Here is a 24,569-nt window from a genome sequence, read left to right on the forward strand (position 1 = left end):
TCATAAATCAGATTTGGTTTTGAATTGGGAGAATTATCATAAATTCAGTACCTAGTCCCACTTTTGTCTCCAACCTCAACTGCCCTCCATGCGCTTTGACAATATCATAACTCAAAGAGAGTCCAAGTCCCGTCCCCTGCCCCGTAGGTTTGGTGGTGAAGAAGGGCTGGAAGATTTTTTCCTTTACATGGTCCGGAATACCCGGACCATTGTCCTTGACGGATATTTTTACCCCTCCTCCATCTTCAAGGGTGGATGTGGAGACAGTTACCAGTGGTTTTACTGCTGCATTCTGCGCTCTGAATTCTGAATTGCCGCATGCATAAAAAGCATTGTTGACCAGGTTCAATAACACACGGCCCAGGTCCTGTGCCACTACGCTGACTTTTGGCAGGTTCGGGTCCAAGTCTGTCTTGAATTCAGCATTGAAGCTTTTGTCCTTTGCCCTTAATCCATGGTAGGACAAGCGCAAATATTCATCTGCCAAAGCGTTGATGTCCGTTAATTCCTTTTGCCCAGAACTTGCCCTACTGTGCTGAAGCATGCCCTTAACGATGGAATCTGCCCGCTTGCCATGGTGATGGATTTTTTGCTGGTTTTGGATGATATCATTTGCTATGGCCTCCAATTCATCCCTTTGGCCGGAGTCGATATCGATTTTGGACAATTCCAGTTTCAACTCATCGGCCAACTCTACACTCAACTCTGAGAAGTTGTTGACAAAGTTCAGCGGATTCTGGATCTCATGGGCGATGCCTGCGGTAAGTTCTCCGAGAGAAGCCATTTTCTCGGATTGGATCAACTGAGATTGGGTGGCTTTGAGGTCATCGATGGATTTTTTGAGTTGGGAAGTACGGTGCAATACTTTCTCCTCCAAAATCCTGTTTTCCTTTTTCAGGTATTGTGACCTGACATGGACAATACCGTAAGTCAGCCCGCCAAACAGCGAAGCAAAAAGCAAATATGCCCACCAAGTCTGCCACCAAGGAGGAAGGATTTCAAAATCCAACGTTGCGGGTTCACTCCAAATGCCATTGAATCCCCGTGTGGCCACCTTGAATGTGTAATCTCCCGGGGTAAGGTTGTAGTAAATCCTGGAGTTTGCTTTGGGACTGGCGTCTGACCAAGCTTGGTCTGCCCCTTCTAAAATGTACCTGTACACAATTTTATCCCTTCCCAAAACAGATTGGTTGACAAAACTGAAATTGAAGGAGTTTTGGTCATATGGAAGTTTGAGCTGATTAGGCATCTGAAAACCGGGGCTGATGCTGTCCCATTGGATATTGTTTTGTGAGAGGTAACTAGAATCTGCAGGGAAATTATCCTTTGTATATCCGATGGTAAAATCACTGTTCCACAGCGTATCTCCCTCAGAAAGACTGTTTTTCAGAAAGGAAGTATTCATGAATATCGGGTTTTGGTCCATGATATTCATTCCTTTGATCTCCACTATCGGAGGATTTTTATCAATTATTGGATCCTGATGCACCACTGTCATGATCGGTGCAGCTCCCCAAAAAACCGGCCCTTTCTTGGTTTGGAATGCCGTTGATTGGTTGTAATCATTGTATGGAATCCCTGATGATTTTCCAAAATTGGAAAAATGCCATGCCTGATCGGGATTGGCGGGTGTAGGTCTATTCACGATAATGATTCCGTTTTCGGAACCGACATGGATCTTTCCGTTTACTTCAGTTAAGTCATATAGTGCCGGCGGCATCAGACCGTTTTTGGCCGAAACGTGGGTGATGGAAGTTTCATCCAAACCAAAGATCGAGAAACCCTCATCCCCTCCGACAATAACTTCTCCGGATTCTGACTCAAAAACCATGGAGTTATAATTACTCAGCAATCCCTCCTTTTTTTGCAAGGTCACATTGGTATTGGTTTTTGGATCGATGATGTTGATCCCTGCATCTGAACAAACCCAGATCTTTCCTTTCCGGTCTTTGATGACGACAAAGGAGGTGTTGGAAATTAGTCCATTGGATTTGTCCAATTTTTGAAAGGAATTTGAAGTAGGATCAAAGACCAACAATCCGTTTCCTGTTCCCATCCAAAATTTACCATCTGAAGATTGGACGCCATTAAATACAGCGTTTGCAAGTCCTTTTTGAACAGTATTGTAATAGGTGATGGATTTCCCTTTGACATCTATGATGGCAAATCCTCCAATAATTCCTGCAAAAAATTTATCCTCCCCGGTCGCAATCAATTGACGGAAATCATTGCCGCTCAATTCACTCGGAAGTTTCAGCAGTGAAAGTTTTTCCTTAGCCGGGTCATAAATATTGATCCCTCTGTAGGTTGCCATCCAGATTCTTCCTTGGGAATCTTCATCTATTCCCCAGACATCATTGCTTTCCAAGCCATTATTCGCCGAAAAATTCTCTGCAAGCATTCCATTGGGATCAACCAATAAAATGCCATGTTTGTCGGTTCCTACCCAGATCACATCGCCATTTCCTTTCATCGAGGAAGATGGAAAACCCGCAACCCGGATCGGCGATCCTGTCAGTATTTTCTTCATTTTGGAAGAAGCTTGGTCATACACCGTCAATGTATCATTAGATACCAGCCAAAGTCTATCCATACTGTCCTCGAATACATCTGTGGTCCGTCCAAAATATCCCTGAGCAGCTCCCAAATGCATGATCTTGCTGTTTTGCAGGGAAACACTGAAAGCATCAGTTGAAAACGCGGTGATCCAGACATTTCCGGACTTGTCTTCTGTAAAGTTATAAGCAGTCCTAACAACAAGACCTTCGAGTTCTCCGATAAATCGGATGGCTTTTCTTTCGGGGTCAAGGATTCCGATTTTTTCCCCAAAACCTATCCAAATATTTTTTTGACTGTCCTCTTTGACTCCAATGGCTACATTCAAATTAGAATTAGCCCGGTCAAGGTCGACTTCAGAAATCAGCCTGTTTTCCATATCGAGGAAGAACAAGCCATTATTTGTCCCCCACAAAACTCCTTCATGGTCAAAATCCATCCGTACAAATCCTTTTTCGTAAGCGAAATGCTCTACGATACCCAACGTAATATCCAATCGATAAACACCTGTAACCAAACCTGAAATAACCAACCTACCTTCTTTATCCAATATCAGATCGGAGATAATTTCAATAGAGCCGTTTTCATTTTTTCCAAAGAAATTATAAGTCAAAAACTCAGAGCCATTGTATTTGTGCAGTCCCCGTTCTGTTCCAATCCAGACACTCCCAAAATTATCCGTCAATAGAGAGTAAACTTTGTTTCCCAACAAACCTTCAGCTTGGCCCAATCTCACTATGGCAGAAGTTCCTCCTGTCCAAACCGAAGGCAAGCTAGCGGGAGTCACAATTGGATTGGGTAGGATAAATTTCCGGACTTTGACAGGAAACTTATCAATAGAATCGGCTTTGAAAGGAATGGATTCAAGTTTATCCCAATCAAATGAAGTAGAAGTGATGGGATTTTTGAGCGGTTTAAACTCATTTATGGTAAAGGGCTTTGAGGGGAGCTTTTCTACATCAAAAGTGATTTTGACAGCCTTGGGGATACTGTCCTCCGGATAGGTTTTCCATTGGATGGGTTTTCCTTCCGGCATTTGGAAGGGAACAGCTTTTGGGATCTCATACCCTGACCCATTTTCCGGAAAAGGGGTGTCGGTTTTGTTGGTACAGGAGATGGCCACTATCAATGGAATAAACAACAGATAAAAAATAGGGTGCGAAAATCCGGTCTTGGGTTTCATATGCTTTGGGGTGATGGGTTGTGATTCAATAATATTGTAAACGTTGTGCCTTTCCCTATTTCGGATTCGACCTTAATCTCCCCCCCATGCGCTTTCACAATATCATAAGATAAGGATAATCCCAATCCTGTGCCCTGCCCGGTAGGTTTGGTGGTGAAAAAGGGTTGGAAGATTTTTTCTTTGATTGAATCGGGGATGCCGGAGCCGTTGTCTTTTACAACTACTTCGATTTTGCCACCAAGATTACGAGTCGTCAATTCCACCAAAGGCTGGAAATTTGGATCTGTTTTGGCCTTTTCATTTACCGCGTAGAAAGCATTGCTGTACAGGTTGAGTAGGACCTTGCCGATATCCTGTGGAATGACCGAAATCTTCGGAAGATCAGGATCCAGGTTTGTCTTTAACTCAACTTTGAATTCTGGATCTTTCGCTAAAAAGGATTGGTAGCTAAGCCTTAGAAATTCCTCAGCAAGGGCATTGAGATCAGTAGGTTCCTTCTGGCCAGAACCTTTTTTGCTATGCTCGAGCATTCCTTTGACAATGGCATCTGCCCGCTTGCCGTGGTGGTTGATCTTAAATAGATTTTCCTTGATATCCTTTGAAATAAACTTAGCCTCTTCAATATCTCCTTTATCGAGTTCTTCATTCATTTCATCCAACAGTTCCGTGCTGACTTCCGAAAAATTATTCACAAAATTCAGCGGATTCTGAATTTCATGGGCAATGCCGGCAGTGAGTTCACCCAGCGAGGCCATTTTCTCCGCTTGGATGAGTTGGGCTTGGGTGGATTTTAGATTGGTCAGAGCTGACTCTAATACTTTATTAGCTTTTTGTTTTTGACGATTATTTCGATAAAGGATAAAACCAATTATCGAAAGAATGGCTAATCCTGCAAGCATTCCATAAGTTCTTATTTTTGCCTGAGTTTGGATTCTCTCGTTTTCCAATTGTTCCAACCGCATCGCCTCACTAAGTGATAGCTTTTGAAAATCAGCCAGATTTTTAATTCTGATTTCATTTAAACTGTCTAAAATTACAGATGCCAGCTCGAGGTATTTGTATGCACTATCTTTTTGATTGCTCAATTTGTAAGCTCGATAAAGGTCTTCATAGGCAGTTCCCATATTACTACTTTGGTTTGCTATACCACCTGAGGACTCAATTGCTTTTAAATTCTGTATAGCATAGATTAACGCAGAGTCTTTTTTATTTTCTCCTACAAAAAAATCAACAAGGGTATGATTTATATTGGCTACAATACTTTGACTATTTTCAACTGAAGCTGAAAGTAGCCCTTCATAATAATACCTTCTGGCCTGTACCCTATCTCCTTTTGCTAGATAAATATTACCAAGCGTAAGTAAAGTATTCCCTCTAAATTGTTGTCCATCATAATTTTCCAAAATCAAATAAGCGGCTTTTGCAAAATACATTGCGGAGTCAAGTTTATTCTCGTTGAAATAAATGATTCCTAAGTTCGCATTTCCTATTACCTGCCTGTCTAGAGAATTAATTTGTTCTGCAATGCTCAGTGACTTTTTATGCGCAACTATTCCCTGTTCATTATTCCCTGTACTAGTCATCAATCCACCTAAAATAGTATGGGCAACAGAATTAAGCCAAAGCCTTTGGTCACCTGAAAATGGATACTGGGTTACTGTCCACCCAGGTACTTCCTTATTTTTTGGGTCTTCAGTGATTTTAAGTGCCTGTAATAGGCTTTGGAATGATTTTGAATATTTTCCGGTAGAGCTAAATTGATAACCAATACTAATTAAAGCACCTGCCTCGGCTAATTTTTGGTTGTTTTTTCTTGCAAGTTCGAACCGCTTTTCAGCATAAAACAATGCGGAGTCTCTGTTTCCTTCAAAATAATAAAAATATAACCCTGTCGATGCATTATGCCGTTCCTTGTCATTGGTTGCATTTTCCAAGACCATTCTAAGGCTGTCGGGCTTACTTTTCTGCGCATTTGCAATGAGCGGGAGGAAAAGTAAGAGTGCTATTTTTAAAACTGTTTTCATATTGATTATTTAAACCAATGGCAACTGAATAATAAATTCACTTCCTTCTCCTTCCTTCGTCTCCACCTTCAATTCGCCCCCATGCGCTTTTACAATATCATAACTCAGTGACAAGCCTAATCCTGTCCCCTGCCCGGTGGGTTTGGTAGTAAAGAAAGGTTGGAAGATTTTGTCTTTGATGGAGGAGAGGATACCGGGGCCGTTATCGGAAACCTTTATTTCTATTTTGTCTCCGAGGTTTTTTGAAGTGATGGTGACCATAGGTTGGAAACTCTCCAAAGGTTCCAAACCCTTGGAGAGATCGTTAGTAGCCTGAAAAGCATTGTTGATGATATTCAATAAAACCCTGCCGATTTCCTGTGGCACTACATTGATTTTGGGAAGATTTGGATCGAAGTCAGTTACGAAGTCAGCATTGAAAGAATTATCCTTGGCTTTCATTCCGTGGTAACTCAACCTCAAATATTCATCTGCCAAAGCATTGAGATCCGTCAACACCTTCTCCCCCGAACTTGTTCTGCTATGCTCAAGCATCCCCTTGACGATCGCATCAGCCCGCTTGCCGTGGTGGTTGATCTTTTCTAAGTTTTGCTTAATATCCTCCAGAATCTCATCCTCTTCACTCGATGTTGCCTTGTCTTGTGTCTTGCGTCTTATGTCTTGAATCTCATCAACCAACTCCGCACTAACCTCCGAAAAATTGTTCACAAAATTCAACGGATTCTGGATCTCATGGGCGATGCCTGCGGTGAGTTCACCAAGGCTTGCCATTTTTTCGGATTGGATGAGTTGGGCTTGGGTTTGTCGAAGTTTATCCAAGGTATTTGTCACCTCTTGATTTTTTATTGTCAGCCGGGAATTTGATTTTTGCTTATTTACAATGGCAAAGCCTAAGGTGAGGGCAAACAATCCCAACAAGGCTGTTATGCCATAGAAATAGTATTTAATTTTTTCATTGGTTTCTTCCTTGGATTTCAGGAGGGATATGTTGTTTGCATCCTCCTGCATTTTCTTTTCGATTTCAAAACTCAGTGATTGTGCCTCATCTGATTCCTCCTTAATTACCTGAAGCAAACTCAGGAGTTCCTGCTGCGTAGCAAAACCCTCTTTGTGCAATCCTGCAGAGGCATATGCTTTAGCCAACAACTCCAATTCCTCAATCAATGATGACCTTCCGTTGATAGCCTTGAGTTCCTGAATCTCGGAACCTAACAGTTGAATCGCCTGCAATGGTCTATTTTCCTGTAGCGCCAATGTGGCAGCATAATAATTTGGCCTCAACTCCCCAAAAGGGCTTGTGATGGGTAGCTTTCGATTTTCTTTCAGATTTTTTGTTAAGACAAAATAATGGGCGGCAGAATCATTTTGATTCTTAGTTAAAAAATATTTGCCTTTTTCCAGATAGTACCATGCATATAAAGTCTCTGTGTCAAATTGAACATCAGAATAATTCACCTTTTCTTTCTTTCTAGACTCTAAAAGATCAGAAGCTTTGTCGAAATAATATAGACTGCTATCACTATTCAATAACGTTTTTACTCTCGCCATTTGCAAAAAGTAGTAGGGTGCGTCATAGACAAGCTCAGGAGCTCGCAATTTTTCGTATTGTTTTATAGCAAGAATTTGATTCTTTTCAGCTTGTTCGATTAAATTTTGATCCAAATAGATACCTGCCAATTGCAAATAACGATTCGCTTTCCCGCTGGTACCTAACATGGGAATTAAGGTGTCGTTGGCAGGGTTATCATCAAGATAACTGAGGGATTTTTGAACATAATACTCCGCTTTTGAGGGTATTCCCATCCGAGAATAAAATCCGGTTATTGAACTGTAAACTATAGATGCAGCGGCCTTATCATTTTTTTCCACGAAATAGTTACCTAGAGAAGTGTAGTATGTAATGCCTTCGTACATTAATCCCAGGTTCCTAAAAGGCAACCGGGTTCCCCTGATGATTTGATGCAAGGTACTCTTACCGGCAGGAGAAGAAACATCCTTGTTAGCTTCGATGAAATCCTTACCAAATCTGATCAAACTTTCATTCGGAATGCTGTCCAGATTAAAATGACTTCTATAAAAAACGAGGATTAAGCCATAATACTCCTTCTCGGTAAGGATGGGTTTGATGCGATCCAACTCTTGACTAAGTGGGCGGTGATCCAACAAGATCTCCTTTTTGTTTCGATTCATCAGATCGATTGCCTCTCTGTAGTTAGCGCTGTTTTGTCCCTCGCTTTTTTCGATTCTTTTGAGCGAAGTTAGAATCGAGTCGGCATAAGTATTCTGCTGGGCCTGCCCAGTACTTGGAAAGAGCAACCACATACCTATTGTAACTAAGATGGATAATCTTAGCGCGTAACATAATCTGATCATATCAATACCTGTTTTGGTAATTGGATAATAAACTCACTCCCTTCCCCTTCCTTCGTCTCCACCCTCAACTCCCCACCATGCGCTTTCACAATATCATAAGATAGTGATAATCCCAATCCTGTGCCCTGGCCGGTTGGTTTAGTGGTGAAGAAGGGTTGGAAGATTTTTGATTTGATGGCGTCGGGGATACCGGGACCGTTGTCTTTTACACCCACTTCGATTTTCCCTCCAAGATTTCGAGTAGTCAATTGCACCAAAGGCTTGAATTCTGGATCTGTTTTGGACCTTTCATTCACTGTACTTCGACTTCGCTCAGCACAGGCGTAGAAAGCATTGCTATACAGGTTGAGCAGAATCTTACCGATATCCTGTGGGATGACGGAAATCTTTGGAAGACCAAGATCCAGGTTTGTCTGTAACTCAACTTTGAAATCGGGATCTTTTGCCAAAAATGATTGGTAGCTCAGCCTAAAAAATTCATCAGCCAAGGCATTGAGATCGGTCAGTTCTTTTACACCAGAGCCGGTTCTGCTATGCTCGAGCATCCCCTTCACTATCGCATCTGCCCGCTTGCCGTGGTGGTTGATCTTTTCGAGGTTTTGGATTACATCACCGATTATTTCATCTTCCACGGATTCGTTCCTCTCACTTTTTACCTTTAACCTCTCACCCTTTAATTCTTCCATCAACTCCGCGCTTACCTCCGAAAAATTATTCACAAAGTTCAAAGGATTCTGGATCTCATGGGCAATGCCTGCAGTGAGTTCACCCAACGAGGCCATCTTTTCGGATTGGATGAGTTGGGATTGGGTGGATTTGAGTTCAATCAAAGTTTTTTCAACCTGTTCCTTTTGTATCTGTAATTGAGCATTAATGCGTTTGCGCTGTTGAGACGAACGGTAGATAATCAACGCCACAAATAACAAAACTACCAATCCTACGCCAAGTATATAAAATGCAATCTTGTTCCTGTATGCTTCTTCCGCTCTTTGAAATTCCAGTGCCTTTTGTTCTTCTTCAACTGACTTCATTTGCAGTTGCTGTGTAACCCGGGTGCTATTCATTACCTCGTTTCCTTTCAGGTAAATTTTTAAATACTTTACAGTGCTGTCGGCATTTTTGGATTCATAATAATCGCTGATCATTTTTGCGGGCCTGGCAGATAAATACTCAAGAGGGCTGTTGCTTACAGATTCTATTGCCAATTTTGCAGCGATAATGGCTGAATCTTCATCCTTATATCGATAGTAGTGATTTGCAAGACTGTAATAAACGAATTGGAAATAGCGACTTTTTAATCCCTTATATTTCTCTATAATTTCAAGTGCTTCTCCATAATACTTGTCGGCATTAATTTTATCATTCAAGATGCTGTATGATCCGGCCAAATTGGATAAGCAATAAACCAGTAAACTTCGCTCTACAATTATCTTCTGATTAGCGTCTTCCATGTTTAACAACAGGTCTTTTATCATGCTTACTGCTTTAGTTGAATAAAACATCGCTGAATCTGCCTTATTCTCTTGCATATAAACAAATCCGAGGTTCATGATTGGGTAAAACTTAAAGACAGGTTCGCTTCCTTTATTGGCTGTCTCACTCGCTTCTTTATAAATTGCTATGGCTCTATCATTTTCCTCCCGGTCTTTATACATATGAGCCGACTGGTTAAGTGAATATCCGAGCAATGAATAGTCACCTATCTTTTTTGCGATGTCAATAGCTTTATAATGGTACTCCTGAGATTTTGTAAAGTCACCTGTTATCCGATAGCCCTGAGCATACAAAGACATAGCTACACATTCCAAAAAAGTACTTCTCTTTTTTTGTGAAAGATCATATAACATTTTAGCCTCTTCCAGTAAAGGAAGAGGGGCTTTATCATCAGATAAGAACACCAGATTAAAAGCCAGTTCAATAATCCTGTCAGGGTTCGTTTCTTTTTCGATTTTTTGAAATAAATCAAGATCTGCCTGAGTTAGCTGGCCAATAGTAGTAGACTGCTGAGCTTTTCCAAAACTCACCAGAAAGATTAAAATGATAAAGGTTAATGTATGCTTCATGAATAATCTTTCATTTTATAAATAAATTAAAAATGTTGTTTCTTCTCCCTTCTTACTCTCCACTTTTAACTCCCCCCCATGCGCTTTCACAATATCATGGGTGATACTCAGCCCAAGTCCCGTTCCCTCGGTTCCTTTTTTAGTGGTAAAGAAAGGCTGCAGGATTTTGTCTTTGATCTCGTCGGGGATGCCTGGGCCGTTGTCGGAGACTTCGATGGTTATTTTATCTCCCTGCTTTTTGGTGCTTACTCTTAGAGACGCAGCATGTAGGGTCTTTACAGACTTCATCGCATCAAAAGCGTTATTACACAGGTTGATGATAACTCTTGTAAAGTCCTCTTTGACTAGGGATACTTCCTTTACATCAGGGTCCAAATCCAAGACTATCTCTACATTGATCGGATTCTTTCCGGCACGCATCCCGTGAAAACTCAGGTTGACATATTCTTGGATCAGGGCATTTAAGTCAGTCGGTTCCTTTTTGCCGGTTCCTTCTCTGGAATGCTGCAGCATGGAAGTCACGATGCTATTGGCACGAGAGCCATGTTCATGGATTTTCTGCAAGTTGGACTGGATATCCTCTAGGTTTTCCTGTATGAGCGTCTCGTCTCTCCCCTCTCGCTTCTCCATCTCTTCCAAAGTTTCTCCAATTATCTCAATGGAAACTTCCGAGAAGTTATTCACAAAATTCAGCGGGTTCTTGATCTCGTGGGCAATGCCGGCAGTGAGTTGACCAAGCGAAGCGAGCTTTTCCTGCTGGATCAGTTGGGCTTGGGTGGCTTTGAGTTCTCCCAATGATCGTTGAAGTGCCGAATTGGTTTCTTCAATGGCTTTCCTTTTCAGTTCAAGCTCCTCAATTGTTTCTTCGAGTAAAATGGCAGTGGTGCGTTTTACTTTTTCGGTGCGGTCCAGTTTGAATTCCAAAATAGTCAACTCTTTATCCACATCCTTGAGGGATTTATTGAGAGTAGATTTTTGCTCATCAGAGATGGCTTCAATCTGAAGTAGTGTGTCGAGAATATGCTGGAGGTGTCTGTTCATTTATTTTTCTTTAAGCAGCACACAACAGGTGGTAAGATTATGCATCTCCAGATTTCCCCCGGTTGCCCGTGCCAGTTCTGCATTGCTAAACATGCCGACCATAGGCACATCCCACACGTTGCGCATGCCTTCAATTTCATCCCCAATCAAAGGACCCAGCGTAATGAATCTTCCTGCGCAACTGAAAATAACCAATGCATCTGCTTCCTGCATTTCTGTTGCCTTCAACTCTTCGCAAGCTTTAATAACCTTATCGATCACATCAAAATCCGGAGGCAGAGAAAAGCGTACTTTGGAACCTTGCGGCACTGCTCCGCTGCAATAAAAGGAATGGTCACTCCAGTCTACCAAAAGACCGGGTCTCATGACCGGGTCCCCGACTTCCCGTTGCAACTGCAACGGAAATTGAGCCGCCACCTCGATGGAAAATCCACCATTATCGGGTGTTATATTTTCTAGGCCACCATATTTGGCGGTCAGGTCGAGGACCGGAACATCATCCACAGTAAAAACATGATTGCCTTCACTCTTGGTTACAGTTCGTTCCGTTCCCACTGCTTTCCAACCACAGGTAGCCCTACCCTTTATTTTTATTTTATTCTCATCAATCGCTAAGACGATAATACCTCTTTTAGATTCTTGATTGTTTGTGAAAACAAATTGATTGGTAAAAGAGAAATCATCGCCTGCCATGCCACCGTAAATATTCACTTGCTTGCCTATGACATCTTCAAAGCCAAAAAGCAATTGCTCAGCATCGGTTTCCATATGGCTGCCTGCCATTAGAAATGCAGGATTGGAAAAATCCTTCAAAGCCTTATTTGCAATGCCTGCTGCCACTTCTCGGTAATTCTTTTGAGGGTATTCTTCAAAATAGATTTGGAAATATGCCGGATTCATGTCCAAAAGCATGATCGCTGCTTCTCCTAATACTACTTCTTCATCCATAAAACCTCCGTTTGTAGTAGCCCCAAAAATGGCCAGACCTGCTTCGTCCAATATCTCGCAGATAGCATGGCGGTCTTGTTTGACGGAAACAAAAGCAATGGCTAGGGTGGGTTTGAAACCATCCGCCATACTGGCCTCCAATTCAGTTTTAATTTCTTCAGGTGATGCGCCTTTGATTGATTTTGCTATCATGGGTTCAGTGTTTTTTGAATAAAACTATTTTTCTTTCAATGCCACCCAGCAGCAGGTGTGGTTATGGAATTCATTGTTCCCGTTATCAGTCCTTCCAAATTCGCCGTAGGCAAAGAAACCTGCCATCGGAACCTTAAAGACCTCTCTGATCCCATCGATTTCTTCACCCATCATGGGACCCAATAGTCCAAGCCTACCTGCGCACGAAAACATGAGTAATGCATCTGCTTCAGGCATCTCTTTCTTTTTGATCTTTTCGGCGTTTCTGCTTACCTCTTCAATGATTTCAAAATCCGGAGGAAGGGTAAATCTGATTTTATCACCTGCTTTGATCCCACTGCTTATCAAAATAGATTTTTCCTTCCAATTGAAAACACCCGTTGACCGCATCACGGGTTCACCCTGATCTCTTAACAGACTGAACACTATGATCCCGGGGTTGTAGGATTCAGCTTCCGCTTGGGTTAAATTAAGCCCAAGGTATTTTAAGACTATATCTGCAGCCGGCTGATTGTCTATCTCCATCATCCAGTCCCCGACTACTTTTGTAACAGTTTTTACAGTGCCTACTTGTATCAGGCCGGAAGCCGACTGGCCTTTCACTAGAATTTTATCTCCGTTTAATGCAAGGAGAATTATTCCTCTTTTTGTGGATATTCCATTCGTAAATACCACAGTTTCATCAAAAATAAAATCATCACCCGCTCTGCCTCCCCATATCACAACATCTTTTCCAGTGACCGCTTCAATCGCCCTAAGCATTGGCTCGCCTATGATGGATGAGTTCAGCACATCTATGCTGCTGGAGATTATAAAAGATGGATTTTTAAAGTGTTCTTTCGCTTTTTTGGCCATCTCTTCGGCAACTACCTCCGGATCTTTTTCTCTATAATCTTCAAGGAGAATCATAAAATTTGAAGGATCCATATCCAACAACAGGATGGCTATTGTTCCGCTTCCTATTTCACCGTCAATGAACTCACCGCAACTGGTGGCTCCAAAAATCTTTATATCCTGTAGGTCAAGAAGATTGCATATCGCATCGATTTCTTGTTTTATGGAAACAAACACAATCGCCAAAGTTGGCCTGAATCCATCTTCCATACTTTTCTCTAAACCGATCTTAATCTCGGCGGTAGAATTTCCTTTGATTGATTTTGCCTTCATTTGGTCAGTTTTATGATAAATTTTGTACCCTTATTCACAGAAGTTTCGATTTCCAATTCCCCTCCATGCGCCTTGATAATATCATGGGTGATACTCAGCCCAAGCCCTGTGCCTTCGGTTCCTTTTTTAGTGGTAAAGAAAGGCTGCAGGATTTTGTCTTTGATGTCGTCGGGGATGCCGGGACCGTTGTCGGAGACTTCGATGGTTATTTTATCTCCCTGCTTTTTGGTGCTTACTCTTAGAGACGCAGCATGCAGCGTCTTTACGGACTTCATCGCATCAAAAGCATTGTTACACAGGTTGATGATTACTCTGGAAAAGTCCTCTTTGATCAGGGATACTTCCTTTATCTCCGGGTCCAAGTCCAGGATTATATCGACATTGATCGGATTTTTTCCAGCCCGCATTCCATGAAAACTCAGGTTGACATACTCTTGGATCAGGGCATTGAGGTCGGTAGCTTCTTTTTTGCCCGTTCCTCCTCTTGAATGCTGCAGCATAGAAGTCACGATGCCATTGGCTCTCGATCCATGTTCGTGGACTTTTTTTAGGTTGGACTTGATATCTTCCAGATTTTCCCTGATCAGCGTCTCGTCTCTCGCTTCCCGCTTCTCCATCTCTTCCAATGTTTCCTCAATTATTTCAATTGAAACCTCAGAGAAGTTGTTGACAAAATTCAGCGGATTCTTGATCTCGTGGGCGATACCGGCGGTGAGTTGACCGAGGGAAGCAAGTTTTTCTTGCTGTACAAGTTGGGATTGGGTGGCTTTGAGTTCGCTCATGGCGGATTCTATTTCCGCTTTGGCCTGCTCGAGCTTCACAAAATCCTCAAAGCGGGCATAGGCAATAGAAAAGGCCTTGGCCAGTACCTGAACCAATTCCAAATCCTTATCATCCAGAGGATATACTGCACCTACATAGATCATCCCTTGAGTAAATGGAACAAAATGGAGGTCTAGGGATTCCGGAGGTGCTGCTGACCCCTGGTAGGTATTGCTGTCCTGAATCTGATCCAGTTCCATCAATTGGTTGATCCATTGGATAAAGTCCTCTTTGTTCCAATGCTGCTTAAACACCTCTCCTTTTCGCCAGGCCTCCACTGTCTGATAAGTAAGTTCGCTTGCCTGATAGGGAAGCCTCAAAACCCCAAGCGAATTGCCCTCCGGTGAGGAAAGATAGGCTTCAACGATTTTTTGTTTTTCTTGGATAATAAAAACACCGCAACGGATAAATGGAACCCCCAGTACGGTCAGTTCTTTAAAGATCAGCGGAGTTATTCTGTCGAGGTCTTCCGCGTTGCGCATGGATGAAATGTCGGCGCGAACACGGTCCAAAGATGCCTGTCGCATGGCAGCGCGGGCACTGGATTGGGCCATTTGAATATCCCTGAAACGGGTGTAGGCGAAAGAAAATACCGTCGTGGCCCTTTTCAAAAGGTCCCAGCTTTCTTTGGAAATCTCCCCCGGAGCAGCGGCACCGATGTAGCCATTGGAAAATTTGTACAAATGATAAGTTCGATCTGGAATTGTCTCTCCATAAAAATTGCTGGTCCCAAACAGGTCGGATTTTTCTTCACAATACCGGATCCATTCTATCCTTTCCTCACCCTGCATCAGAATGGAGGTTTGTTTTGCTTTGGAGCGGTAAAATTCATCCATCTTTTGGCCCACCCAGGTATCCTGAAGGTCAATAACCATTTGGTCGGTAATTGCTTTATCAGGGTTATCCGGATTTTTTATGGTAAACCAACATTGGGTCAACCCGCTGCTTTCATCCTGAATGTAGATGGAACTGGTTTCCAATTCCTCCACGCCCAATGCCCCCATTTCTTCCCTGAGCAGTCGGGCCACTTCAATCAACTCATCGGGACTTTGCATAGCCAGAGAGCGCGAGCGGACTTTTTCCAATGCGGCTTCAATTTGGGCTTCCCTAGCTTGTTTTTCCGCTTTTTGCAGATCTAGGTACCTACGGTATGTTTGTCCAAAAACTTTCACAAACCGTGAGAAGACTGCAGCGGATTCATTAGAAATCGGCTGGACTGAGAATATATACAAGCAGCCTTCTTCGAAAAAGAAATCGGTATGTTCTATTACTTCAAGGGAAGAGAAATAGTCTTTTCTGATTTTGTACCTGGGCTGGTTGACGATGGATTCGGCGTAAAGCTGTTTATCCTCGCCTTCGAGGGTGTAGTGAAACGTTTCCTTTCGATCAAGCCAACTTTGGTAGACATTCCTGAGTAGCGCATGCGGTCGCATATCCAGATAGCCGATGGTCAACTCGGTTTTGCCTGTTGACTTTTCGGCGGTCCACACTTCCATCATTTCATGGGGTTGCATAATGCCTATGCCGCAGCGGTCATGGGAACTTAAAACCCCGAGAGCGGAAAGTTCATCAAAAAGCGTGGCCACACTTTCACCTACATCTCTGCTGTTGTGCATAGCCATGGTTTTGCTACGAAGCCGTTCCAGCGCCGCTTCTACTTGCGCCTCTCTTGCCTGTGCTTCGGCTTTTTGGAGATCGAGGAAGCGCACGTAGGCCTGCTCAAATACATTGGCTGAGCGGCGGAGTAAATTTCTTGACACCTCATCTGGTTCACCATAGGTTACCATCACTAGTGCTCCGCCAGAAAAATCGGCAACCGCCCAGTTGCCCTTTAATTGCTTCAACGGCTTTTTTCCAAGAGAATCCAAAATGGATGCGTGTAGTTCTGGTGCATGTTTCTTCAACACCTTAAACCATTCCGCCATTTTTTCTCCTTCATTTACCAGGACATAGTCTTTGGTTCCGATGGTATAGTGGTGCATCATTTCATCTGTGATGCGAATTCCCCTTTTTGGAAAGTGTGCCTGTGACTGAACTATTTTGGCCTCCGAACCTGGCGCCTTCATAGCGCTCCAGGATTCAAAAGAATCTTCACCATAGCCATACAAATGAATGGCGCAAACTTCCAGGTCTTTTTGACCAAGCAATCCCATTTGTTTTCTCAACTCCAAGGCAACTTCTTTTAATTCCTGTGAGTTGTGCATGGCCATAGCCCTGCTTCTAACCCTTTCCAAAGCCGCTTCGATCTGCGCTTCTCTTGCCTGCGCTTCGGCTTTTTGAAGGTCGAGAAAGCGGGTGTAGGTTTGGTTAAAAACCGAGGTAAACCGATCCACGATTCCGGCATGGGCTTCCGGTAAAGGAGAAATGCTGCTAGCTATCAGACAACCAAAATCATCCGATGAAATGGTCAGATGAATGGATTCTACAGCAGCCATGTCAGCTTTGATAAAATCCGGCAATTGGGCGAGTTCAGTTTGTGAAAAAAGGTATTCATCACAACTCTTTTTTTCTTCCCCCTCCAGCAGGTAATGCCACTTTTTACGTTTGGTCCGCCAACCTTCCAAATAGGCTTGATGGGAAGGATGGGGGTTATTCTCCACCAAAAATCCATTATTGGAAAGCAAGCCCTCTTTGCCAGTGAGGTACCAAGTGATGCCTAAGGTCTCGGGATTGACGGTCTGGATCAGGCATCGATCAAGTTGCGCATCGAGTTTGATCAACTCTGTAAATACCACATAGACCACTTTGCTCAAATCCTGAGAGGTATGCATAGCCAAGGAGGTTGATCTGACTCGTTCCAACGATGCTTCGATCTGCGCTTCTCTTGCCTGGGCTTCTGCTTTTTGGAGATCAAGAAAGCGGGTGTAGGTAAGGCTGAATACAGAAGCAAAGCGTTGTAACAAGTCACTTACTTCATCCGCTACTGGCTCTGAAGTGGAAAGATTTAGCCATCCATGGGAGAAGTATGCTACGTTATGAAATCTTCGCCCTTGAAGATGATTCGTAGAAATTGGCATTCCCAATTCTTGCAGCAGATAAGCAATCCATTCTTTCAATTCAGGGCCCTGCAATTCAATAAGGCTAGATTTCTTTCCGGATTTCCAGTCTGCATAAAGATGCCGGATGGTGGTTTTCTCTTTTAGGTTTGCCACGGGCTTCACTGTCAATTGCGTTCCGGCCTGATCAGTTGCCCAAACCTGATAGCTTTGGTTTGGTTCATCAATCACACAAATACTGATTCGGTCTGGCATCCCTCCCAATTGACTGACTTGTGTAAATAATACCTCGGCAACTTCGGATAGCTCCTCACTTTTAAACATTGCCATGGTGCGGCTGCGCACTCTTTCTAATGCTGCCTCTATCTTTGCTTCTCTAGCTTGGGCTTCTGCTTTTTGGAGATCGAGGAAGCGCGTATAGGTTTGGTCGAAGACTTTGGCAAAGCGTTTGAAAATATCATGGGATTCAGGAACGGGCTCATACGTAATAAACAATAAAAACCCTTTGGAGAAATAGGCCTGATGCATAATCTGGAAGGAGGGTAATGGATGTCCTGCTTCAATAATGGAATCCAAAATCTCACCCACGACAGGCAGTTCCCGCATATACCGGTAATGTTGCTCCAATTCTTTACCTCCCAGTTCGACCACATGCAGATCCTTGCCTTTTTCTGCACCTTCCCTCATTTGGATAAACAATTTATCTTCAGTAGTAGGGGCAGTGAAAGGCGGTTGCAAAACCCCTTCACTACTCATCCATAAAGTAACTGCCGACTTTCCTTCCTTTTCAGTGGGCAGGTCCTCCTTCCAGGTACAATATCCTGCACTCCATGCAGGCATGCCCAATGACTGAATCTGTTGGAAAAGCAAGTTGGCCGCTTCGGGAAGCTCCTGACTTTTCTGCATGGACATGGTTCTTGCCCTCACTCTTTCCAATGCCAATTGAATCTGGGCTTCACGGCCTTGTGCTTCCGCTTTTTGGAGATCGAGGAAGCGGGTGTATGCTTGCTCGAAGACTCTGCCAAAACGTTCGAGGATTTCTAGTTCGTCCTCAGATATGGGATTTAGACTCACCGTCTGTAATCCGCTATATTTAAAGAATGTAAAGCCAACTACATATCGGTCAAGGGCTTTATTCGCTTCCTGGACGTGCTTTGGGAATCTTCGGAATTCAGTTTCTGAGTAGAGGTACTCATCGTAGATTTTTTTCTCTTTTCCCTCTATGGTGTAGACAAATCGCTTTTTTTGAGCTTTCCAGGCATCCCACATGGCGTGATGAAAGGGATAATCTTCAAACTTCATGTAATAGGATTCCGGATCTTTCCCCGTTTCAGGGTTTGCTGCCCATACGGTATTGCTCATGTCCTGTTCATCGATAAGATTGATGATACAGAACGTAAGGGTAAATTCAAGACTGGTGAACTCTCTCAGCAGCGTGTCTACCACCGCAGATAGTTCGGAGGAATGGTGCATGGCCAAACTTCTGGACCGAACCCGCTCCAAAGCCGCTTCGATCTGCGCTTCTCTTGCCTGTGCTTCGGCTTTTTGCAGATCGAGGAAGCGGGTGTAAACTTGTTCAAAGGTTTTACCAAATCGTTTGAGCACTTCATTTTCTTCCTCTGTATAAGGAGTGTTTGAGTAGTTTTGGATGGCCAGCGAAACATTTTCCATGAAGACTACAGCCCGGTACATACCCGGACTTTCAAAAATTAATTTTTGTCTTTCTGCAGGAATATTTTTGATATGCTGGAAGAAGTGCCGGAAAAATTGATTTTTATCCTCGTAGGATAACTGCTGTGTAATAAATGATAGCCCTCTTTTCTTTGCTTCCTTAATTGAATTAAATAAAGGACTGTCAACGTAGGGAATATTCAGCAATATGGAGTAGGGCTGACCGGGTGCTGCTGTCCAAAGGTTGAGGTCATCGTTCTCCTTATAATTAGGGTCAAATTGCGCTGAGTCAATTTTGAAATTTAATAAGCGAAATTGCTCAAACAATAACTGAATAACTTCTTTGAGTTCTTCACTCTTGTGCATGGCCATCGATCTTGATCTAACTCTTTCCAGTGCTGCTTCTATCTGTGCCTCCCGTGCCTGTGCTTCTGCTTTTTGCAGATCTCGGTAGCGAAGGTAAGTTTGTGAAAACACCGAAGTAAATCGTTTCATCACCGGCTGCTGTGGTTCCGTATGGGGCTGGAGCGAGTAGGCCCAAATAGCTCCTTCATTAAAAAAATAAAACTGACAATGCATGTCGGGCAATTCCCGCAGGGGCTGCGACAAATAGCCGGGGGCGGTGTTTATTAGGTCAATATATTTTTGCTTGTCTTTTCCGGAAAGGTGGTAGTATAAATATCCAGTCTTGTTTCGCCATGCATCATACATTAACTGCCATAGCTTATGCGCATTCATATCTAATGTGCCAGATGCTTTCACCATTTTACCTAGCGATTTATCCGGATGGGTCTCTTCCACGTTGGTTACCGACCACACATCCATCGTTTTGTTGGTATCGATTATGGCTATGCCGCAGCGAACATTTTCTATGCTTTGTCTGTCCAGTTCACTGAACAAAGTAGCAATGGCACTACTTACATCCTCACTGTTGTGCATGGCCATGGTTTTGGCTCGCACTCTTTCCAGCGCAGCTTCGATCTGTGCTTCTCTCGCCTGGGCTTCTGCTTTTTGCAAATCGAGAAAGCGGGTGTAGGTTTGGCTAAATACTTTGGCAAAGCGGACCAGCAGCTGCATGGTTTCACTGGGCATCATCTCATGTGCACTGATGAGCAACAATCCATGAGAAAAAAAGGCACCGTGGTGCACTCTTCGCCCATTCATGTTTGAGTCATCTATGGGCATCTTCACTTCATCCCTTACAAAGGAAACCCATTCTTTCAAGGCCTCGCCCGAGAGGTCAACCATAATGCTGTCTTTGCCTTCCTTCCACGCGGTAAAAAATTGTGCGATGGTGGGTTGTAGAATGGAGGAATTAAATTGACGGGCTAATTGGCTACCCATTTGGTCGGTCACCCACCAATCAATGACCTGCAATTCTTCTTTGATGATGCCAATGGCAATTCGGTCGGGAATTTTTCCCAATTCAGCAAATTGTTCGAATAGCACTTGGGCTGTTTCGGGCAACTGCTCACTGTTGTGCATGGCCATGGTTTTGGCTCGCACTCTTTCCAGCGCAGCTTCGATCTGCGCTTCTCTTGCCTGTGCCTCTGCTTTTTGGAGATCTAGGAAGCGGGAGTAGGTTTGTTCAAAAACTTTGGCGAAGCGTTGAAGTATAGAAAATTGATTTTCTGAAAGTGGTAAATAGTCAACCGCTTCCAACAGTCCATACTTCATAGTAGCATGAGAGAAAACGCCAACATTCTCATTGAGAATCCAATTTTTAGTTTTTTCGTCAGTCTTTTTGAAATCAGTTTTCTCGAAGAGAGCCCGATCCATTTTGTGCTTCTCCTCATCTCTCATTTCAATAACCAACAGAGGCTCCTGTGCCTTCCAGGCTTTCCAGACGCGATCAAAAAAATCATGTATGCTGGGTGAAACATTAAGGCACTCGGGAACTGATGATTGCACCGGGTTGGTATGCCAGTACTCTAAATAGCCTGACTTTTCGTTACATAAAATTAGTTCGCAGCCACCTCTGGCAAATCCAAACGATTCCATTTGATCATATAGCACGGAAACCACTTCGCGCAATTCCTCACTATTATGCATGGCCAAAGAGCGGCTACGAACTCTTTCCAATGCCGCTTCTATCTGCGCTTCCCTTGCCTGTGCTTCGGCTTTTTGGAGATCGAGAAAACGGACATAAGCTTGTTCGAATACAATTCCAAACCTTTTTAAGGTTGCATTTTGATCATTGCTGTAAGGAGCAAGTGCATAATTTCCAACCGTGAGAATGGTATGCTTCATCAGCGATTGGGAACGTGCAAACCCAGATGTGCTCAATAAGAATTTTTTATTCTCTTCAGGTAGATTACCCAATTCAGAATGATCAAACATATGCTGTAAGAACTCCTGATTTTCTTCGCGGGAAAGTATATCCACATTAAAGTCTTTCCCCGCTCTTCTCGCTTGGAAAGGATTATTAAAGGCCGGATTATTTATGTAGGGAACTTTCATCAAAATCGGCCTCGATAATGAAGGAGAAGCCAACCAAAAATTGAGGCCCATTTGGGAGGTATCAAATCCAAAACTTACATTTTCAAATCTGAATTGAAGCAATTGTAGCTGCTCGGAAACTACTAAAATGACATTTTCCAGGTCTTCACTGTTATGCATTGCCAACGATCGCGAACGAACCCTCTCCAATGCCGCCTCAATCTGTGCTTCTCTTGCCTGTGCTTCTGCTTTTTGGAGATCGAGAAAGCGGGTGTAGGTTTGCTGAAATACTTTTACAAACCGCAGCATAATGTCAATTTGTTCTGCAGATAATCTGGTGCCGCCTACAATCAATAAATAACCTTCTTTAAAATAAAAATTATGAAGGAACAATCTTGCCGGTGAAATGGCAATCAGTTGTTCAGCATTCAGTGTAAAGTTGGTACTGCGTTCGGCAATAAAAGTCTGGTGTTTGATAGTTTCTTCTTCATCCATTTCAATGATGAAAAAAGGATTGCCTGTTTTCCAGTTCTCCACCACTTGTTGCATGTGGCTGGTTTCATTATGCGGAATGATAACCGGAAGCGACATTATTTTTTTTGTAGATGGATCAGGTGTATAATTCAACCCGTTTTTTTCTTCCTTATCCATTAACACAAAACCTGCAGTTAGGCTTTCAATACCCAGCTTTTGCATTTCTGAAAAAAGAATTTCACCAGCTTCAAGCAACTCATCGCTTTTATGCATTGCCATGCTTCTGCTTCGTACTCTTTCCAAAGCCGCTTCAATCTGCGCTTCCTTGGCCTGTGCTTCTGCTTTTTGAAGGTCGAGGTATCTTTTATAAGCCAAGTCAAATACTGAAGCAGCACGTCTTTGGAGGTAGCGGCCTTCATCAGACACTTCCTCTCGGGTGACTGACAACAAGGCTCCCCCTGAGAAGGTAGAAAAATGGTGGTATCCGATTGCGGGTATTACACCACCCCAGGATTTTTTGATATCGGGAGATTTTTCAATCAACAATAGCACCCAATCCCTGAGTTGCTCCCCTTGTGCGGGGATTGTATATTCCTTTTGCCCGGATTCATAAAGTTCAAAAAACTCCCTTGTCAAAGCACATTCGTCTTTTTGGAACTGAAACTGGCCTTGAGTAATTTCCCCCAAGTTCTCATTTGCTGGCCGGAAAGCATGCCAAGATTCACCAATGCCATTTGTTGTGTCATAAAGGTGCACCACAGAAGCTTCTAGCTCTGGTTGACCAAGCAACCCCATCTGCTCCCTCAAAACAAAAGCAACTTCAAAAATTTCATTGGAGGTGTGCATCGCCAGGGCCCTCGACCTGATCCGCTCCAATGCCGCCTCAATCTGTGCTTCCCTTGCCTGTGCTTCTGCTTTTTGGAGATCCAGGAAGCGCTGATACGCTTGGTTAAACGCCCCGGCGATTTTCAATACGATGGTTTTGGTGTCCTCCGAAGGAGGGTTGACCAGATCAATACCTAGCAATCCATCCGTAATTCTGGCGCAGGCAGTCCATTGATGGGTTAGTATCCCCTTTGCTAAAGCTTCTTTGATGACGGTGGCAACTTCAGGATTTATTTCTTCTATCTCGAAAACAGCCTTCTCCAGTTTTTCAAGGGGGTAATCAGCAACGAAGTAATTCAGGTCAGTTTGCTCGAAGATTTTAAAAGGGTATCCCAACATTTCATACTTTTTGAAGTCGAATTGAAGGGTATAACTGTTCTGGTTTCCTATATTTCCCGGACTTGAGAAATCATATGCTTTCACCCATCCGTCCAGATCTACCAGGTAAAAGGTGACACCCGAGAGTCCTTGAATCTGAAGCCAGTTAAGTTGGGTCAGTATTTCTTTATTTACTTTATCCAGTTCGTCGGGATGGTGCATCGCCATAGATTGGGCACGAACCCGTTCCACCGCCACTTCAATCTGGGCTTCCCTTGTCTGTTCTTCTGCCTTTTGGATATCCCGGAACCGTTGGTAAGCAAGCGAAAAAACCTGGTGAAAACGCTTGAACAATTCCAAAACGGCTGCTTCCATTTCCTTGTAAAGTGACAATCCAAGCCCCCCTTCCCCAATGGACAAAAAGCAATAACTTACTTCTGAGGCAGCATCCAAAAGTGGATCCGGGAAATGGTTTTCTTCCTTTCGGTGCAGTCCAAACTCCTCTAACTCTTTTCCTGAAAGGCTTCCTGTAAAGTGACCATCTCGGGAAGCCAGCATTTGCCTGACCATTTCATGTTCTACAGGGCTTTTGTGGTATTCGGTATCTTCAATGGTGGTTTGCCCATAAGCCGGAAAATATTGGTAGCAGAGGTATTGACCAATATGCTCATCGATGATGGCTGTCTGTACGTTCCGGATTTTTGTAACCCCAAATTCCTCCAATTGCTCCGCTATCACACGGCAGACATCGAGCATAGCATTCGGGTTTTTCATACCCATGGCCACCGCCCGCACTTTTTCCAAGGCCGCTTCGATGGCTAATTCCCGGTTTTTGTTTTCCAACTCGGCAGTTCGACGGCGGACAGCATCTCGGAGTTCTAAGTTTTCTTTGCTGATTTTGTCAAAAGCAATGGTCTCCCCTTCCTGGACACGCATGTCGGGAAGTGAACCGTGTTGCTGGATTACTTTCCAACCGGATTCGGTTTCATGAAGCAGTGTGGATAGTCTTAATCTGGAGTAAAAAGTCCATTCTGGCTCTCCAAAAATATAGACGTCACAGATTTCATTGATCAGAAACATGCCATTCACCTCTTTGGCAACAATATTTCTGTTTCTCATTTCGGTCCTTCCGACGATTTCATGCATCTGGGATTTAAAAAATGCTATTCCATCATCCTTAGAATGACAGACTTCGGATTCGGAAGTTCCGACCATTTCAAATCCTTCATCTAAAGTGGAAGTGAAAGCCTCCAAATCCCCATTGCTATAACTGTCCCAATATCGGTGATATACTAGCAGAGCATCAGATTCCCGGTCTTTGTTTTTTTTCTTCATTTTGGGTTTTTTGGGTAATTCCAAGCCTCGACAACGGTCCATTATTTACCATTTGTCGATTAGTATACTGACTTTCAATAAA

Annotated in this window: 8 protein-coding genes; all 8 read right to left on the reverse strand. The window is 43.3% G+C overall.

The window, feature by feature from the left end:
• Positions 1-7: 7 nt before the first annotated feature.
• From DQW11_RS22555 to DQW11_RS02495, 8 genes are read right to left on the reverse strand one after another with little or no spacing between them, the layout of a single operon-like run.
• Positions 8-3,739 (reverse strand): sensor histidine kinase, encoded by a 3,732-nt coding sequence (locus DQW11_RS22555; RefSeq protein WP_113922416.1) that lies wholly within the window; start codon positions 3,737-3,739, stop codon positions 8-10.
• Positions 3,736-5,763, reverse strand: coding sequence for an ATP-binding protein (locus tag DQW11_RS22445; protein ID WP_113922417.1), 2,028 nt, complete (start codon positions 5,761-5,763; stop codon positions 3,736-3,738). Before DQW11_RS22445 ends, DQW11_RS22555 begins: the two co-directional genes overlap by 4 nt.
• A 9-nt stretch (positions 5,764-5,772) precedes the next feature.
• The gene (locus DQW11_RS02470; RefSeq protein ID WP_232826657.1) at positions 5,773-8,136 is read right to left on the reverse strand and encodes an ATP-binding protein; all 2,364 of its coding nucleotides are present in this window, start codon (positions 8,134-8,136) and stop codon (positions 5,773-5,775) included.
• The gene (locus DQW11_RS02475) at positions 8,133-10,199 is read right to left on the reverse strand and encodes an ATP-binding protein (protein WP_113922418.1); all 2,067 of its coding nucleotides are present in this window, start codon (positions 10,197-10,199) and stop codon (positions 8,133-8,135) included. The genes DQW11_RS02470 and DQW11_RS02475 overlap by 4 nt, the downstream gene beginning before the upstream one ends.
• Before the next feature lie 15 nt (positions 10,200-10,214).
• Complete coding sequence (locus DQW11_RS02480) at positions 10,215-11,240, reverse strand: sensor histidine kinase (RefSeq protein WP_113922419.1); 1,026 nt, start codon at positions 11,238-11,240, stop codon at positions 10,215-10,217.
• The gene (locus tag DQW11_RS02485; RefSeq protein WP_113922420.1) at positions 11,241-12,380 is read right to left on the reverse strand and encodes an FIST signal transduction protein; all 1,140 of its coding nucleotides are present in this window, start codon (positions 12,378-12,380) and stop codon (positions 11,241-11,243) included. It abuts the gene before it with no gap.
• 24 nt (positions 12,381-12,404) lie between these two features.
• Positions 12,405-13,547 carry an FIST signal transduction protein gene (locus DQW11_RS02490; RefSeq protein WP_113922421.1) on the reverse strand — a complete coding sequence of 381 codons (1,143 nt, stop codon included), beginning with the start codon at positions 13,545-13,547 and terminating at the stop codon, positions 12,405-12,407.
• Entirely contained in the window at positions 13,544-24,487 is a 10,944-nt protein-coding gene (locus tag DQW11_RS02495; RefSeq protein WP_198669830.1) for an ATP-binding protein, read from the reverse strand. Before DQW11_RS02495 ends, DQW11_RS02490 begins: the two co-directional genes overlap by 4 nt.
• Between the last annotated feature and the right edge of the window lie 82 nt (positions 24,488-24,569).

Origin of the sequence: Cognataquiflexum aquatile (assembly GCF_003316845.1) — a bacterium.
Lineage (GTDB): Bacteria > Bacteroidota > Bacteroidia > Cytophagales > Cyclobacteriaceae > Cognataquiflexum > Cognataquiflexum aquatile.